18 protein-coding genes are annotated in these 16,280 nt (G+C 39.0%); 12 read left to right on the top strand and 6 right to left on the bottom strand.

What is annotated here, in order from left to right; genetic code table 11:
* The first annotated feature begins 120 nt into the window (after positions 1-120).
* From matP to Q7657_RS16430, 3 genes are read left to right on the top strand one after another with little or no spacing between them, the layout of a single operon-like run.
* Positions 121-585, top strand: a complete 465-nt coding sequence (gene matP, locus Q7657_RS16440; RefSeq protein WP_107166970.1) for a macrodomain Ter protein MatP — start codon at positions 121-123, stop codon at positions 583-585.
* A gap of 53 nt (positions 586-638) precedes the next feature.
* Complete coding sequence (locus Q7657_RS16435) at positions 639-944, top strand: DUF3634 family protein (protein ID WP_053989726.1); 306 nt, start codon at positions 639-641, stop codon at positions 942-944.
* Between the two features lie 57 nt (positions 945-1,001).
* Complete coding sequence (locus tag Q7657_RS16430; RefSeq protein ID WP_107166971.1) at positions 1,002-1,397, top strand: PPC domain-containing DNA-binding protein; 396 nt, start codon at positions 1,002-1,004, stop codon at positions 1,395-1,397.
* A gap of 58 nt (positions 1,398-1,455) precedes the next feature.
* Here Q7657_RS16430 and Q7657_RS16425 read toward each other — a convergent pair whose 3' ends face one another.
* The 5 genes from Q7657_RS16425 to Q7657_RS16405 form a co-directional block, all read right to left on the bottom strand.
* On the bottom strand, positions 1,456-1,701 hold the full coding sequence (locus Q7657_RS16425; protein ID WP_053989728.1) for a hypothetical protein: 246 nt from the start codon (positions 1,699-1,701) through the stop codon (positions 1,456-1,458).
* A 116-nt stretch (positions 1,702-1,817) separates the two neighbouring features.
* A complete protein-coding gene (locus Q7657_RS16420) occupies positions 1,818-2,255 on the bottom strand; it encodes a hypothetical protein (protein ID WP_053989729.1) in 438 nt (145 codons plus the stop codon).
* Positions 2,248-3,051 (bottom strand): winged helix-turn-helix domain-containing protein, encoded by an 804-nt coding sequence (locus Q7657_RS16415; protein ID WP_107166972.1) that lies wholly within the window; start codon positions 3,049-3,051, stop codon positions 2,248-2,250. Before Q7657_RS16415 ends, Q7657_RS16420 begins: the two co-directional genes overlap by 8 nt.
* Before the next feature lie 1,135 nt (positions 3,052-4,186).
* The gene (locus tag Q7657_RS16410) at positions 4,187-6,292 is read right to left on the bottom strand and encodes a hybrid sensor histidine kinase/response regulator (protein WP_107166973.1); all 2,106 of its coding nucleotides are present in this window, start codon (positions 6,290-6,292) and stop codon (positions 4,187-4,189) included.
* Between the two features lie 10 nt (positions 6,293-6,302).
* Entirely contained in the window at positions 6,303-7,466 is a 1,164-nt protein-coding gene (locus Q7657_RS16405) for an FIST signal transduction protein (RefSeq protein WP_107167014.1), read from the bottom strand.
* Between the two features lie 156 nt (positions 7,467-7,622).
* On the opposite strand from Q7657_RS16405, the gene Q7657_RS16400 reads away from it, so the two are divergent.
* On the top strand, positions 7,623-8,354 hold the full coding sequence (locus Q7657_RS16400; RefSeq protein ID WP_107166974.1) for an SDR family oxidoreductase: 732 nt from the start codon (positions 7,623-7,625) through the stop codon (positions 8,352-8,354).
* A gap of 31 nt (positions 8,355-8,385) precedes the next feature.
* Here Q7657_RS16400 and Q7657_RS16395 read toward each other — a convergent pair whose 3' ends face one another.
* Complete coding sequence (locus tag Q7657_RS16395) at positions 8,386-8,841, bottom strand: hypothetical protein (RefSeq protein ID WP_107166975.1); 456 nt, start codon at positions 8,839-8,841, stop codon at positions 8,386-8,388.
* A 271-nt stretch (positions 8,842-9,112) separates the two neighbouring features.
* Between Q7657_RS16395 and ccoN the strand changes: the two genes are divergently transcribed.
* From ccoN to Q7657_RS16355, 8 genes are all read left to right on the top strand, one after another.
* Positions 9,113-10,546, top strand: coding sequence for a cytochrome-c oxidase, cbb3-type subunit I (gene ccoN / locus Q7657_RS16390; protein WP_053989735.1), 1,434 nt, complete (start codon positions 9,113-9,115; stop codon positions 10,544-10,546).
* 12 nt (positions 10,547-10,558) lie between these two features.
* Positions 10,559-11,173, top strand: coding sequence for a cytochrome-c oxidase, cbb3-type subunit II (gene ccoO, locus Q7657_RS16385; protein WP_008987053.1), 615 nt, complete (start codon positions 10,559-10,561; stop codon positions 11,171-11,173).
* A 9-nt stretch (positions 11,174-11,182) separates the two neighbouring features.
* Positions 11,183-11,365: a cbb3-type cytochrome oxidase subunit 3 gene (locus tag Q7657_RS16380; RefSeq protein WP_008987052.1), complete on the top strand. Its 183-nt coding sequence runs from the start codon at positions 11,183-11,185 to the stop codon at positions 11,363-11,365.
* Positions 11,362-12,354 (top strand): cytochrome-c oxidase, cbb3-type subunit III, encoded by a 993-nt coding sequence (gene ccoP, locus Q7657_RS16375; RefSeq protein WP_107166976.1) that lies wholly within the window; start codon positions 11,362-11,364, stop codon positions 12,352-12,354. The genes Q7657_RS16380 and ccoP overlap by 4 nt, the downstream gene beginning before the upstream one ends.
* A gap of 136 nt (positions 12,355-12,490) precedes the next feature.
* On the top strand, positions 12,491-12,985 hold the full coding sequence (locus tag Q7657_RS16370; RefSeq protein ID WP_053989737.1) for a FixH family protein: 495 nt from the start codon (positions 12,491-12,493) through the stop codon (positions 12,983-12,985).
* Positions 12,982-15,378, top strand: coding sequence for a heavy metal translocating P-type ATPase (locus Q7657_RS16365; RefSeq protein WP_107166977.1), 2,397 nt, complete (start codon positions 12,982-12,984; stop codon positions 15,376-15,378). Before Q7657_RS16370 ends, Q7657_RS16365 begins: the two co-directional genes overlap by 4 nt.
* A complete protein-coding gene (gene ccoS / locus Q7657_RS16360) occupies positions 15,379-15,600 on the top strand; it encodes a cbb3-type cytochrome oxidase assembly protein CcoS (protein ID WP_053989739.1) in 222 nt (73 codons plus the stop codon).
* Positions 15,593-16,276, top strand: coding sequence for a sulfite exporter TauE/SafE family protein (locus tag Q7657_RS16355; protein WP_107166978.1), 684 nt, complete (start codon positions 15,593-15,595; stop codon positions 16,274-16,276). The genes ccoS and Q7657_RS16355 overlap by 8 nt, the downstream gene beginning before the upstream one ends.
* The last annotated feature ends 4 nt before the right edge of the window (positions 16,277-16,280 follow it).

Raw genomic sequence — 16,280 nt, 5'->3', positions numbered from 1 at the left:
TGACCTATATTTATGTTTCATAAAAACAACCAGTTAATGTTAGATCATGGATTGTTATTTGGGGACTCTAGGGTTACACTGTCACGTAGTTTCGTTGAATGATGAGAATATATTAATCTTATGAAATATCAGCAGCTTGAAAATCTTGAAGCCGGTTGGAAATGGACTTATTTAGTAAAGAAGCATAAGGAAGGTGAAGCGATCACTTGTTTTGTTGATCGTAGTGAAGCAGAAGCTGCTGTTGATGCACTGTTTGATATTGAACACGAACCGACCAAAGTGATTGATTGGATCTGTGCCAATATGTCTCCTGAGCTTGATAATAAGCTAAAACAAGCCATTCGAGCGAAACGAAAACGTCACTTTAATGCAGAACAAGTACATACTCGTAAAAAATCTATCGATCTCGATTATCGTGTATGGGAAAAGTTGGCAGAAAAATCGCAAGAGTTAGGTTCAACCTTATCTGATACGATTGAATACCTGATAAGTGAAAGTAATAGAACAGAGCAAGCTAGCAAGCAAGTCAGTGATATTAAGAATAATTTGACAGAACTGCTCAACATCGATCCTTTTAGTAAATAACTTTTGTTGTGTGGTTACTGTTCTTTATGAAGTCATCTTCTAAGGAGTAGGTAATGGAATATGTATTAGTCTTAGCAGTTGTTGTGATTTTTATTGTCTTCAAAGATCGTCCAATAATGGTGTTAAAGTTTGAAAATGGTGAATTAACCAAGACGAAAGGCGATGTACCAACAGGCTTTCAAACATCATGTAAAGAGATCGCCCATAAGACACCATTTAGTGGGCAAATTAAAGTCTATAAAAATCGATTTACGACTAAAATTGATTTTTCAAAAGATATTCCAGCTAAGATCAAGCAACGAATTCGTAATGTGTTTCCTCATAGCTCGCAGTCAAGCAAAAAGGGAAAACGAGCTTAAGTTTAGTTACTCAATGGGCGAGTTTACAGTCGCCCATCCAGCATAAGACATTTCATTTTGATCACTCCTCATGCACTTAGATTAACCCAAGGTACTGATTTAAAAGAGAGCATACTTCAATATGTTCAAAATAATCAGATCCAAGCAGGCTCATTACTTTCGTGTGTTGGCTGCCTGTCGCAAGCAATTATACGTTTAGCCGACGAGTCCAAAACTATTGAGTTAGCAGGGCCGTTAGAAATTTTAACTTTATCAGGGACATTAACACCGTCACATGTTCATCTTCATATATCTGTTGCTGATGCGAAAGGTAAGGTAATTGGTGGGCATTTAGTGGAGGGGAGCATTGTGTCTTATACTGCTGAAATTTGTTTGGTTTCTTATTCAAATATGGCGTTTAGCCGAGAATTTGATCCACAAACACAATTTGATGAATTGGTAATAACAGCATAAGAAGAGTTGAAGGGAAAATCACAAGTTAAGCCAAGGGTAGATTAACTTGTGATGATAATTATTTCAACGCGTTGAGTAGCTCGTCTTTACTTTTGATGTATGCGGCAAACTTTTCTTTTAGTTCTTTTAATTCCGTCTCGGCTTTTATACGTTTGATTCGTTCATCTTCCAATTGCTGTCCTAAATCAACCGCTAAATAACCACCTTTAATTAGTGCTTTTGTTGTTACATTACTTTCAGTTAATGATTTAAGTGATTCGATCATATAGTAGTGCTGATCGACATCTCGAATAGTTATTGCCATTAAGTACTCCTTTAACTTACTATAATATAACACTTTTCTTTGAAATAAACAGCACTCTAGTGCACTATAACTTTTTATCTTTGATGAAATTAAACCGGCAAACACCGGCTTAATCATTAACGTATTTTATTACCTAAAAGAAGACTACTTAGGTTAATAGCATGTCCATTATCTAGCTCCAAAATCCCTCTGTCATCTGAAATGTAAACAGCTTCGTTGGTCCTTAACGAATCAATAAAAAAGTTCCTAAAGGTAAAATCAACACCTCTGCTTTTATTCATTCGTTTAACACCAAATGTGTAATAATGGTTTTGAAATCTAAGAAAAATACCACTGAATAAAGACGATGAAATAATCTTATTGTCAGTGTTTTTCCTCACTAAATTCATTTTTACACGGCCTTTATTAAAATCAACTTTAAGCATTTCAGAGCCGAAAGTAGGGTATTTATCCGTAAAAACATACGAAGATTGCGTGTTTAGCGCATTAAACGTTGCTTGAATAAAAATGAAGCACACGGCTAAAAACACACCAAGTAGTGGTTTTTTAATCATTGCATTGCTCCTGGTTTACTTGCGACGTTAAATTAATGTAGTGCTCGTTTAACACGCCTATTAATTGATAACGTTCACATAAACCACCAATAGGGAATGCATACCATTGCCCAATGTCACCTGTTTTATGCTCTGTTATCGCTTCCGTTACCGGATTTGGCAACGTTACACCATTGTAATGTACAGAAATACCATCGACATCTGTTGTATCAACAAAGAAAAGGTATTGGTAACAAGCAAATAGCGTTATTAAGAAGAAAAAACTGACAACAATAAAATCAGAAATACTTATCGATTCAAATCTTTTGAAACGCGAATGACGTCTTTGATCTTGGTTATTAAGCTCAGATTTTTTGATAATGCATTCTGTATGCTCACGCATTTCAATGATTTCAGCTATCTGATGTGCTTCGATATGTTTGCTGATATCGTCTTCTTTATAGGAAGCTTGAAAATAACCATCATCAGCTAGGGCAGCCTCTTTAATAGAGTAGCCAAGCTTAGGCTCAGTTTGGATAATCTTATGCTCACCAATTTTACTAAAAGCTGTACGTAAGTTCTTAATTGCTACCGTTAATGAGTTATTGGTAACAACTTTACCTTGCCAACATTCTTTTAGTAATGTTTCCCTGTGGATTGTTTGGTTTGCTGAATTTGCTAATAAAGCAAAAATATGAGTCTCTGAGCGTGATACTTTTAAAACAGCATTATCACTGATACGAGTGATCGTTCTACGAGAGAAATCTACATCAAAACGACCAAAACGTTCGACTCCGTTGTTTACTTCATCGTTCATTTTTTACTTATCAATAGGAGAGTTGTTAAAGGGGATAACGACTCATAAAGAGCGGTCATTTTATACATAAATGGCATTAATTTCTATAAACATATAATTTTGTGTCTATTAACTAGCTATTCATTAACGCTTTTGGCTATTAAGTAGGCGCTAATAAGAGTGCTAATTTATAAAATGTGGTATTTGTGACGATGTAACAATTTTATTTAAGCCTAAATCATACAGGTGTGTGTTAATGTTTTTATAAAGGAAAATGAGATAATCAAAGGCTATGAATACCAAGCATAGAGGGTCAACCAATTCAGCATTTAGAAGAAAACAAGTTTAGAAGCGGCAGGTATTGGGGCTTTCGATCATAACGTTATGCATTAAAAATCGTTGGATTAGAAAAAGTAGAATGATAGTGACCAATTAGAAAAGTTTAACTTGGATATTAGTGATTCATTGATAGATGCTGACCAAGTGATTATTGAAAATTATGAGTAAATCTTTAAGGCGCTTGAAAGTTACAAATCAATTCTGGAGTGCGAACAATGACAACGAAACTATGCCAATATTTTTCTTTCAATAGTAACAACAAGTCCAAGTACAAACAAAACTAATATTTTCAAATATTACCGCTGAGAACGTTGAAGATGTAGAACGCAGCACCAACGATACATTCAAAATCGGCATGTGGTTTTATCAAAAGTTATCGAAGGACATCAGTTTGAAATTTATGGGCCATTCGAGTCAGCCGATGCAACAATGAAGTTAGAACATGAGCATCATGGAATTACAAGTTACCGAGGTGCGCCAGAATTTGACGATGGCATGGACGAGCTACTTGAAGCACTTAAAACTAAGTAACCAACAAATCCACCAAGCCAAATCACCATCATTTCAATATTATACTTAAGTTCGCATTATGTATATTATGTTAAATAAGGTATCTGGTTATCAATATATCATTAGATGATAGCCCGATGTTTATCATCCACCGCTACTCTGCCGCTTATATAATTAAGTTATTTAACAGTATTGGTTATTTACCATAAAATAGGTAATTAACATCCATTTTAAATACTGCTGCAAATGGTCAATTTGCCTTGTACTTAAAACTTGCTGTTAATTACCAGTGATTCGATCAGTCGAATCACTGGATCTCAGACACAGATAGCTGTTGTTCTTTGAGGACTTGATATTTTTCAAGTAACTCATCAAGTTCGTTTGAGCAGATTGGTTTAGCCAAAAAGCCATCCATGCCGATTTCATGATAGATTTTTTGGTCGCTTTGCATAGCATTTGCCGTTAAAGCGACAATTGGAATGGTAATTTCTCGTCTTCTAAGCTGTTTTGTTGCTTCTAATCCATCCAAAACTGGCATTGAGATGTCCATAAGCACTAAATCGAACTTTTTGTGACCCTGTAACAGTACATTTATAGCCTCTTTACCGTTATTAGTTATCGCAACTTTGTGTCCTCGACGCTCAAGCATCAGCTTAGCTACCAATTGGTTAGTGTTACTGTCTTCAGCTAGTAAGATATTTAAAGAGCAATTCGATTTATGTGTAGATTGCGTATCACTCTTACAACTCGTCACTGACGGATAAACAATGGGAATTGCGATTTTAAAGCAGCTACCTGTTCCAAGCTCACTTTCGAGTGAGATCGTACCGTTCATTTTTTTAATTAAGTATTGGCTAATGGCTAGACCTAATCCTGTACCACCGTAACGTCGTGTGATACTGCCATCTGCTTGATGAAATGGATTAAAGATGTTTACTTGAGCATCTTTCGCAATACCAATACCTGTATCTATTACTGCTATCTCAATAGTTTCGTCAACTTTTCGCGCAACAACACGTACTGAACCCACACTGGTAAACTTCACTGCATTGCCGATTAAATTAAACAATACCTGTGCAATACGATTTTTATCGCCATAGATTTGTTTTGGTATTGAGTCATCTATTTCACATTGGAGCTGAACATTTTTCTTGGTTGCCTGTGGTGATAACTGATCTGAAACTAACTTAATGCTTTCAACAATATTAATGTCGCTGTTAAAAAGCCTAAAGCTGCCTGACTCTATCCGCGATAAATCCAAAATATCGTTAATAATTGTCAGCAGTAAATGTGCTGATTGATCCATCTGAGATAGCCACAAGCGCTGTTTGCTGTTTAAGCCCGACAACGATAATGACTCCATTAAACCAAGAACAGCATTAAGAGGTGTTCGAATTTCATGACTCATCATTGCAATGAACTGAGATTTTGCTTTATTAGCACTCTCCGCTTGCTTTCGAGCTTCTTGTAGATCAAAAAGTCTTTTCTTACGACTCGTTATATTTTTAGCCGTACCGCGATAGCCTTGTAGTTTGCCGTATTTATCAAAATATGGTGTGCCACTGAAGCTAAACCATTGTTCAGTATCGCTATTAATGACATTCCATTCTAAATCTTCAAAAACAATTTGTTTTGCTAATTTATGCTTAAGGCGATTTTGGAATTGCGGATAATCTTTAAAAAAGTCGAGGAAGTTATCACAAGTGATTTGATAATTTGCGATATGTGGTTCTGAGATATAAGTGAAATTATAATTGATATCGATTTCCCAAAACCAATCACCTGCTGTTTTCGCAAAATCTTTGAATCGTTGTTGGCTGAATGTAAGTTGCTGTGTTCTTGCTGCAACTAATGACTGCAAACGTTCACGGTAATCAATATCGATAATTGCACGAGCCAATAATGGCCTAAAGCGATTAAGCACTCGACGACACCGTGGTGTAAATTGACTCTTATCGTGACTCATTAAGATCATGACTGCATCGCTTGAACTTACTTTCACCCCTGTTAGCAATGCGGATTGATAATCATTAAGTGCTTCTTTGGATTGACTGCGAAATTCAATAACATCTTTTGGTGAATACAATGCAATACATTCACCATTAATGGCACGCTTAAATGTCGTTTCCATTAGCCATGAACTCGTACCGAATCTATTATCTGTACTGACTAATACGTCCAGCATTGATTGATCATCTTCACGAGTTAAAACCAGAGCCTGGTCAAATCCGATAAACTTCCGGAGAACTTCTAATAAGCTGTTGAATACTTGGCGTTTATCATTTGCTCCTGCCATTGCTGAAATGCCTTCCAAGATCGCTTCATTCTCATCTTGAAGTTGACTTTCTCGCTCTTGGCTACGTAATAAATCAATGACGGTTTCTTGTAGCTTTTCTGATTCTGAACTTATCATTATGGGCTACCTATCCTTCATGAAACACTGCAGCAGAAATCATTAGATTACCGTGCGCATTCTCACCACTGATAAACTGCCCTTGTTCACCAAAGGTAAATGGCGATACATAAGGCTTATTCTGCATTGCAATATTTACACCAGTCGCAACATCATTCATGCGATTTTGGATTTTCAGCATACAACCTGCACAGAAGATTGTAATACCACCAATAGGATGGAGCTTTGTTCCATTAGTAGCTTTCACCACCCGACTGGCTCGTGAAATCAAACGTTCGTCTGTCCCATCCATAAAGTATAAACGTTCACCTTGCTTAACTTCGGCAAACATTTCTATACCTTTGCGCTCAGTAATATGTGCAGGATGTGCCAATTTAAAATATGGCAAATCGAAATACTCACCGGCAAAACGTCCGAGAGGATTTAAGCTACTTTCGCTAATAATATTGCTATTAACATCAAAAGGTAATCCCATCCATTTTTGATAAACTTCGGATGCTGGCTTGTTATCTAGTTCTATGACTTCCCTATTTTCCACTTTGGTTGCTATGGCTGATAAACCCGTGCTGGCGTAGCCAGAATGAAATGAAAGGCTGACTTCACATGTTGGATAAAATACAGCAATACCAACACCTTCATTAACACGTTGTTCATGATTAAATATCTGCCATTTACCGGCAATGAAATCATCAGCAGCCGAACCACCGATAATAGGAACGGTATTCCCTAATTCTTTTTCAATGCCTTGGATGACTTGCTCTTCAAAACCTGGAGTTGCATGAAGCAATATCAATGACGGCAACTCACCAATACGCCCACTATTATGAATTGCTTTTAATGTCGCTTGTCGACCTATTTCATAGGGAGAATCAAAATTTGAAACGATAGCTGTACCATAAGCACCATGAAAATCATTGATCGCCCAAAGTGCTAATCCAGTGCCATTAAAGTATCCTTCATTGGTCATCAAACCTTGGCAGGTAGTACAACCTAAAATGGGTGTATTGGGATATGCTTGTTCAAGCTCAGATTGCAGAACATCAATATCATATTTTTCGGAGTAATAAATAAGTAACAATGAAGGCATTGCAATCTTCATATTCAATTTTGCAATTGCTTCATTTATCGCATCAAAAGATGAAGTCTTTATTGAGTAACTAGTGGTTATATCCATATCAATATGGCTCTCATCCAAGAATTTAATATCACATCCATGCTTAATATTATCAGTAATTAGCACAATTTAAGTGATAATCTTACCTACATCTTATTAGATTAGCTTAACTTGTCGTATCATGTTGCAAATAATTGTAACTTAAGGATTATGAACGTGGATTCAAGCTCAAATAAAGTTGTCATTGTCACAGGTGGTGCCAATGGTATCGGCAAAGGGATTTGTAAATATTTGACGCAAAAAAACATCACTGTTGTTGCGTTAGATATTAATGAGCAAGCTGGATTTGATCTCGTTAACGAAGAACCTCGTATTCGCTTCCGTTTGGCGGACGTAACACAGATATCGGATATTCAAAAAACATTGGATTGGGTCACTACTCAATTTGGTAGACTTGATGGTTTGGTAAATAACGCAGCGATTGCGAATCCTTATAATACCCCTTTGCATCAATTACCTTTAGATGAATGGCATCGAATTTTAAATGTGAATCTCACCTCTCCTTTAGTCATGAGTCAGCAATGCCTACCTTTACTCACTGAAAGTAAAGGACATATTATTAATATGAGTTCGACAAGGTATCTCCAATCTGAAGCAAATACAGAAGCTTACGCGGCAAGTAAAGGTGGTATTGTTTCACTTACACACGCATTGTCAGTCAGTTTAGCTCCTGACATTAAAGTAAATTGCATCTCACCGGGTTGGATCCATACTGATACCGGCGAGCTACGAGATATTGATCATCAACAGCATCTATCAGGTCGTGTCGGTAATGTCGATGACATTGCGGAAATGGTCGCTTTCTTGCTCAATAGCCAAGGTTTTATCACTGGTCAGAATTTCGTTATTGATGGTGGCATGACGAAGAAAATGATTTATTCAGAATAAAAAATAGCACTGAATCAGTGCTATTTTCTGGTTATTTCTTAACAACGAATTGTGCTTTGATTGGTTGTTCGTTGATTTTAATGTCCACTCCCCACGTCATCGAATCATGGGTACATGCTGGAACAGTAAACTCGCCAATCCATGTGTTTTCACCCTGTTGTGAAAATACAACGGGTACTGTTCCCATGTTCATGCTAACGCCAGCCACCACACCTACCGGCTTAACATTAATGTTGGAAACTTGTAATTTTATTGGTGATTGAGCTGATAATTGCTTGGTTAATAAGCTCACTTCAACGGTCTTATCAAGTAGCGAATATTGGCAATTTTCGGTATTTAATGAGCATGTCTTAACGTCACCATCAACCTTTTCTTCTTGATCTGTTGAGGTGTATGTCACTGTTCTCCAAATAAAAGCTGAAATTAATACAGTCATCAACACGAGTATTTGAATTAAGCGCCCTCTAGTCAGTTTTTCTGCTGCCATTATAGATTTTATTCCTGTGTTACAGAGTTCAAAGTTTTCACATAAATGTTACTTAAGCGTAAAGGTTATGTGGCTATTCGCCTGTCAAAACTGTGTCGACTCAAGTATTATGTGCAATGAAAATGCCACTTTTACATAAAAATAGCAATTTGAATCTTATTTGGATCTTGTCTTAATGAGTCTTCTTATAAGCTTTGGGTGGTATTGCGACAACTTGTTGTTCGCACAGGGAAAGTAGTGTAGTTAGCATTATATAGTGGAAGCATGCAATATGAGCCAAGTTAAGCAGCTTGAACAAAACTATAACTATACAGTCGTTCGTCAATTTGCCCTTACAACCATTTTATGGGGTATTGTCGGTATGGCTGTTGGTGTCTTTATTGCCGCTCAGTTAGTCTGGCCGGCTCTAAACTTCGATATTCCGTGGTTAACTTATAGCCGATTAAGACCGTTGCATACCAACGCAGTGATCTTTGCATTCGGTACAAGTGCCTTATTTACTTCATCTTATTACGTTGTCCAACGAACCTGTCAAACCCGTTTGTTTGGTGGCAAACTCGCCGCATTTACCTTTTGGGGATGGCAAGCCATTATCCTTTCTGCTGTATTTTCTTTACCGCTTGGTTTTACGACCAGTAAAGAATATGCAGAACTAGAATGGCCTATCAGTATTGCTATTGCTGTGGTTTGGGTTGCTTATGCTATCGTTTTCTTCGGTACCATGATCAAACGTAAAACATCACATATTTACGTTGCAAACTGGTTCTTCGGGGCATTTATCTTAACTGTTGCCGTGTTACACATTGTCAACAACCTTGCTATTCCAGTATCCATGACAAAATCATATTCGATTTACTCAGGTGCTGTAGATGCAATGGTGCAATGGTGGTACGGGCATAACGCCGTAGGCTTCCTGTTAACCGCAGGTTTCCTTGGCATGATGTATTACTTTGTTCCAAAACAAGCCGATCGCCCTATTTACTCTTACCGTCTATCTATTGTTCACTTTTGGGCATTGATCTCGCTTTATATTTGGGCTGGCCCTCACCACCTTCATTACACAGCATTACCAGATTGGACGCAGTCACTGGGTATGGTGATGTCATTGATTCTATTCGCTCCATCTTGGGGTGGTATGATCAACGGTATTATGACGTTGTCTGGTGCATGGCATAAGCTACGTACCGATCCTATTCTTCGCTTCCTTGTTGTTTCATTGTCTTTCTACGGTATGTCAACCTTCGAAGGCCCAATGATGGCAATCAAGACGGTCAACGCCCTATCTCACTACACTGACTGGACCATTGGTCACGTACACTCTGGTGCTTTAGGTTGGGTAGCAATGATCTCTATCGGTTCGCTATATCACTTGATTCCTAAGCTATTTGGTCAAGAGCGTATGTACTCAATCAGACTGATCAATGTGCACTTCTGGTTAGCTACCATTGGTACAGTGCTGTACATCGTATCAATGTGGATTTCTGGTGTAATGCAAGGCTTGATGTGGCGCGCAGTAAACAGCGACGGTACATTGACTTACAGCTTTGTTGAGTCATTACAAGCGTCTTACCCATTCTACTTTGTACGCTTTATTGGTGGTTGTATCTTCTTAGCAGGTATGTTCCTTCTTGCTTACAACGCTTATAAGACAGTGACAGCACCACGCGAAAGTTTAAAAGCTATCGCTGAGCCACAACCAGCATAAGGAGTATGCGCAATGTCTAAGAAATTTAGTCACGATATTGTCGAGAAAAACGTTGGTTTACTTTCGATATTGATCATTGTGGCGATCAGCTTTGGGGCGTTAGTAGAAATCACCCCACTACTTTATCAAGATCAAACCACAGAGCCTGTAGAGAATTTACGCCCTTATACAGCGTTAGAAATGGAAGGTCGTGATGTTTACATCGCCAATGGTTGTAACGTTTGTCACAGTCAAATGGTTCGTCCTTTCCGTTCTGAAACTGAGCGTTATGGTCATTACTCAGTAGCGGGTGAAAGTGTATGGGAACACCCATTCCTATGGGGCTCAAAACGTACTGGTCCTGATCTTGCTCGTGTTGGTGGTCGTTATTCTGATGAATGGCACCGTGTTCACCTTATCGACCCTCGTGCTGTTGTACCAGAGTCGAACATGCCGGGTTTCCCTTGGCTTGAAGACAATGTTTTAACGGGTGAACTCACAAGTAAAAAGCTACAAGTGTTCCGCGATCATTTTGGTGTACCGTACAGTGACGAAGAAATTGCCAATGCAGGTAATGACGTGAAAGGCAAAACAGAAATGGATGCTTTGATTGCGTACCTTCAGTCACTTGGTCATGCAATGAAATAAGGAGATATCATGGATATTGGTACTGTACATAGTATTTGGACCGTGATTCTGTTTACTAGCTTTATTGGCATCATTGTATGGGCATACAGTAAACGTCAAAAATCACGTTTTGATGAAGCGGCTAATCTAGTTTTTGCTGATGACGAACTGGATAAATCGACGCTTGAAAGCGAAAGGAGCAAGGAAGCATGACCACTTTTTGGAGTATTTGGATCACTGTCATCACCTTAGGCACTATTTTGGGCGTTGCCGTCATTTTATGGTGGTGTTCACGTGACGATATGGGTGTTAAAGAAGGTGAAGATATGGGGCACGAATACGATGGTATTCGTGAGATCAACAACCCATTACCAAAATGGTGGGCCTACATGTTCTGGGCAACCATTGTTGGCGGGCTGGTTTATCTAGTCCTCTTCCCTGGTTTAGGAAGCTTTAAAGGCGTATTAGGCTGGCAAAGCTCTGATCAAACTGTACGCTCAATTGAAGAATCAAATGCGGCTATCGCAGCAGCACAAAGCAACAAATCGTTAGATCAATATGCGAAAGAACTCAGCGATGCAGACACTAAGTTTGGCGCTATCTTTAAGCAATTAGCCTATAACGATACTGGTTCAGAATATCGCCCTATTACTGATATTGCACAGAACCCTGATGCGATAAAGGTTGGTCAGCGTTTGTTTCTACAAAACTGTGCGCAATGCCATAGCTCAGATGCACGTGGTCAAACAGGCTTCCCTAACCTTGCTGATAACGCATGGCTGTACGGTGGCGAAGCTGAAACGATCAAAACAACAGTGATGCATGGTCGTGAAGGTGTCATGCCAGCATGGCAAGAAACGTTAGGCGATGATGGCGTCCGTGAAGTAACAAGTTATGTACTGAGCTTATCTGGTCGTAAAGTAAATGCCAAAGAAGCACTAGCAGGTAAACAACGTTTTGTAGTTTGTGCTGCATGTCATGGTACAGACGGTAAAGGTAACCCTGCTTTTGGTGCGCCAGATCTGACAGATAGAGATTGGTTATATGGCGGTTCACGTAAAGCTGTTGAAGCAACAATCGCTCATGGTCGTCAAGGTATCATGCCAGCTTGGGCTGATATATTAGGTGAAGATAAAGTCCAACTTATCTCTGCATATGTCTGGAATTTAAGTAACCCAACTGAACAACAACCATCCAATTAACACTCAGTAACAAGTTTATTAACAATAAACTTTAAAAACTGAGACATGCATCCTAGCCCCTGACTCGCTCAGGGGCTATTTTCAAATCAAACATCTTCATCAATTATTCAGTCTAAATAGCAAAAGGTGAACTTCTATGCAAAAGCCTTGGTATAAGCAGTTTTGGCCTTGGTTTGTTTTTTCTATCCCTGCAATTTCAATCATCTATAGCTTAACGGCGGTATATATTTTCTCAAATAACCAAGTCGATTTAGTGGCAGAGGATTACTACAAAAAAGGCAAAGCAATCAATATTGATCGTTCTCGATTACGTGTTGCTGATGCATTAAATATTCACGCAAATATTGCAGTTAAAGAAGATAAGAATGTCACTATTAATTTAGACAAAGGTGACTTAAAACAGCAGCCAACAATTCGCGTAACATTTTCCCACCGAACGTTGGCAGATAAAGACTTTAGTCAAATGGTAAATGCCGACTTAAAAGGAACGTATCATTTCGTTACACCAGAATCATTAAATGGTCCTTGGTTTGTTGAAATTGAACCTTTTAAAGGCGACTGGATGTTGCAAGGACGCGTAAACGTACCAACATCTTCCCCGATTTCGTTGTACGGGCAGAGTAAGGAATGACAAAAGAAAAACATGTAAATCATGGCTGCTACCACTGTGGCGATCCAGTACCAAGGGGTAGTTTATTCTCAGTAGAAATTCTGGGGCAAGCACGCCCTATGTGCTGTCCTGGTTGTGAAGCCGTTGCCACAACTATCGTTCAAAGTGGCCTCACCTCCTATTATGAATATCGTACCGAACCTGCGGAAAAAGCGGATTTAGTACCAGAACAGCTTCAATCATTATCACTCTATGATCATGCCGATATTCAGCAAGACTTTGTTCGCACCACTGATAAACATCATAGTGAAGTTTCCTTATCGGTAGAAGGCGTATCTTGTGCAGCTTGTGCATGGTTAATTGAAAAACAGTTGATGCGAGAAGCCGGTGTTATTTCGATACGTGTGAATACAACGACACATCGAGCATTACTGGTGTGGGACCCCGAGCAAGTACAGCTTAGCCATTTACTGAATGTTATTCATAAAATCGGCTATAAAGCCTCACCTTTTGAAGCAGATGCCCAAGAGCAGCAATATCACAACACCATGAAGCAATACCTATATAAGTTAGGTATTGCAGGTATTGCGACGATGCAAGTCATGATGCTAGCTATTGCGTTATATTTCGAGGTTTTCGGCGATTTAGATCATGAGTTTCGTAACTACTTACGTTGGGTGAGTTTAATTTTCGCAACCCCTGTTTTGCTATACTCTGCATTACCTTTCTACATCAATGCTTGGCGCAATTTAAAAGCCTTTACACTTGGGATGGATGTTCCCGTTTCGATAGCCTTACTGTTTGCCTATGCTGCAAGTTTGTACGCAACTGTCATAGAAAAAGGTGAAGTCTTTTTTGAATCCATTTCCATGTTCACTTTCTTCTTATTACTTGGACGCTTTTTGGAAATGCGTGCACGTCGTCAAGCGGCCGCAGCCAGTGCAAACTTATTAAAGCTCATACCAAGTATGGCAACCCTTGCCAATGGTGAACAAATTGCAGCTAAAACCCTAAAGATAGGTGACGTTGTCACGGTATTACCTGGAGAGCATTTCCCTGCCGACGGTGAAATTCAAAAAGGACTCACCACTGTTAACGAATCAATGCTAACCGGTGAATCTGTACCAGTTAAACGTACTAAGGGTGATACTGTCTATGCTGGCACCATTAACGGTGATGGCAATATCACAATGACAGTCTCGGTTAACCGTAATGACTCTTTGATTTCAAATATCGTTCGTCTTCAAGATGAAGCTCAGTTATCAAAGCCAAAGGTTGCGGAGCTTGCAGATAACGTTGCGCGTTACTTTGTTGCCGCCATTCTGATCATTGCGGCTGGTACATGGTATTACTGGCATCAACATCAACCAGAAGATGCACTATGGATCACCCTAGCGGTATTAGTCGCAACCTGTCCATGTGCATTATCATTAGCCACACCGACCGCCATTACTTGTTCAACATCAACATTAGGGAAACTCGGTATTCTGCTACGTCGTGGTCATGTTCTTGAAACCTTATGTAAAGTGAATCGCCTCGTGCTAGATAAAACCGGAACCCTAACAGAAGGCAACGTAAGATTAATAGAAACAACAATATTTAGTGATCTGTCAGAGCAACAAGCATTGATGTATGCCGCTGAACTTGAACGTTTTGCCAATCACCCTATTGCTCAAGCCTTTAGTTCTTACCGTCATGCTGACATATTGTTTGATGATGTTGAGAACGTTATTGGTTGTGGTTTGAAAGCTGATCATAATGGTAACGAATGGCGTATTGGGAAGTATGATTTTGCGATTTCATCAGAAACAAATAAAACACATCAAGATCATATGCACTATTCTGTTTGGCTATCTTGTAATGGTAAGCCAATTGCAGCCTTTAAATTAGACGATCCTATTCGACAAGAAAGTCTTCAGTTAGTTGAACAATGTCAACAGCAAGGCATTCAAGTCACTATGTTAACAGGTGATAATTCTATTCATGCTGAAACAGTAGCAAAGCAACTTCATATTGATGAAGTCATCGCGAATCAAAGTCCACAAGGTAAACTTGATTATTTGAACAGATTACCACCATCAGACATCGTTCTTATGATGGGTGATGGTGTGAATGATGCACCTGTTCTTGCTGGTGCTCACCTCTCTGTCGCTATGGGTGGAGGCACAGATATAGCAAAATCTTCAGCAGATATGGTACTACTTGCTGATAAATTAGAACGTATTTTAGAAGCACGAACGTTGGCTATTAAAACCAGAAAGATCATCCGTGAAAATTTATCGTGGGCCTTAGGCTATAACTTGATTATCCTGCCATTGGCGGTTTCTGGCCTTGTTGCCCCTTACATTGCCGTTATTGGCATGTCTGCAAGCTCAATTATCGTTGTATCAAATTCTTTAAGGTTATTAAAATAAATGGAAAGTCTTTACATATTAATACCTATTGCCATTATTTTTGTCTGCATAGCCGTTGGTATCTTTTTATGGGCAGTAAAAAGTGAACAGTTTGATGATTTAGAGCGTCGTGGCTACGATATTTTATTTGATGACGATGACACTAAACATAAAAACGCTGTTTCCGATTCTGATCCAATCAAGAATAAACACCCCCAACAGCAAGATAACGATAATGCCTAATTTAGATCTTTATGCCGCATTTCTCATTGGCTTAATGGGGGCGGGTCACTGTGTTGGTATGTGTGGTGGTGTAGCCGCAGCCATTACTATCGGTATGCCTGAAAACACCACCAACACTAAGCGTTGGGTTTACCTACTAAATTACAATATTGGTAGGCTCTCATCTTATACCATTGCAGGCGCTTTAATTGGTGCCGCATTAGCAGGTCTATCGACACTCAATGGCACAACTAACCCTCTGGTATATATGCGACTTTTCGCTGCCATCATGATGATTGTATTGGGTTTATATATTGGTCAATGGTGGTTTGGATTAACTTCCATAGAACGTATCGGGCAAAAATTTTGGCGTCATATATCACCGTTAGCCACAACGTTACTTCCACTAAAATCTCCCGTTAAAGCATTACCTTTCGGCTTTCTCTGGGGATGGCTTCCTTGTGGTTTAGTCTATTCAACATTAACTTGGGCTGCTGTTTCTGGAAGTGCTCTAAATGGTGCCACAGTGATGTTAGCATTTGGTCTTGGCACACTCCCCGCTATGCTGGCTATAGGAGGCTTTGCAGATAAGCTTAAAACGTGGTTAAAAAACCGTGTTTTTAGGCGTATAAGTGCCTTATTATTAATAGCTTATGGGCTGCAAACTGGTTACATTGCAATCAATCAAATATTGTAGCCTT

It is taken from the genome of Candidatus Photobacterium acropomis (genome assembly GCF_030685555.1).
Classification (GTDB): Bacteria; Pseudomonadota; Gammaproteobacteria; order Enterobacterales; family Vibrionaceae; genus Photobacterium; species Photobacterium lucens.
This window is presented reverse-complemented; position numbering and strand designations above follow the sequence as displayed.

Bases quoted from the DNA above. Each gene is read 5' to 3' on its own strand.
- ccoP (WP_107166976.1), top strand. From the start codon at position 11,362: ATGACCACTTTTTGGAGTATTTGGATCACTGTCATCACCTTAGGCACT.
- ccoN (WP_053989735.1), top strand. From the start codon at position 9,113: ATGAGCCAAGTTAAGCAGCTTGAACAAAACTATAACTATACAGTCGTT.
- ccoS (WP_053989739.1), top strand. From the start codon at position 15,379: ATGGAAAGTCTTTACATATTAATACCTATTGCCATTATTTTTGTCTGC.
- Q7657_RS16355 (WP_107166978.1), top strand. From the start codon at position 15,593: ATGCCTAATTTAGATCTTTATGCCGCATTTCTCATTGGCTTAATGGGG.
- Q7657_RS16370 (WP_053989737.1), top strand. From the start codon at position 12,491: ATGCAAAAGCCTTGGTATAAGCAGTTTTGGCCTTGGTTTGTTTTTTCT.
- Q7657_RS16405 (WP_107167014.1), bottom strand. From the start codon at position 7,466: ATGGATATAACCACTAGTTACTCAATAAAGACTTCATCTTTTGATGCG.
- matP (WP_107166970.1), top strand. From the start codon at position 121: ATGAAATATCAGCAGCTTGAAAATCTTGAAGCCGGTTGGAAATGGACT.
- Q7657_RS16415 (WP_107166972.1), bottom strand. From the start codon at position 3,051: ATGAACGATGAAGTAAACAACGGAGTCGAACGTTTTGGTCGTTTTGAT.
- Q7657_RS16410 (WP_107166973.1), bottom strand. From the start codon at position 6,292: ATGATAAGTTCAGAATCAGAAAAGCTACAAGAAACCGTCATTGATTTA.
- Q7657_RS16425 (WP_053989728.1), bottom strand. From the start codon at position 1,701: ATGGCAATAACTATTCGAGATGTCGATCAGCACTACTATATGATCGAA.
- Q7657_RS16365 (WP_107166977.1), top strand. From the start codon at position 12,982: ATGACAAAAGAAAAACATGTAAATCATGGCTGCTACCACTGTGGCGAT.
- Q7657_RS16380 (WP_008987052.1), top strand. From the start codon at position 11,183: ATGGATATTGGTACTGTACATAGTATTTGGACCGTGATTCTGTTTACT.
- Q7657_RS16395 (WP_107166975.1), bottom strand. From the start codon at position 8,841: ATGGCAGCAGAAAAACTGACTAGAGGGCGCTTAATTCAAATACTCGTG.
- ccoO (WP_008987053.1), top strand. From the start codon at position 10,559: ATGTCTAAGAAATTTAGTCACGATATTGTCGAGAAAAACGTTGGTTTA.
- Q7657_RS16435 (WP_053989726.1), top strand. From the start codon at position 639: ATGGAATATGTATTAGTCTTAGCAGTTGTTGTGATTTTTATTGTCTTC.
- Q7657_RS16420 (WP_053989729.1), bottom strand. From the start codon at position 2,255: ATGATTAAAAAACCACTACTTGGTGTGTTTTTAGCCGTGTGCTTCATT.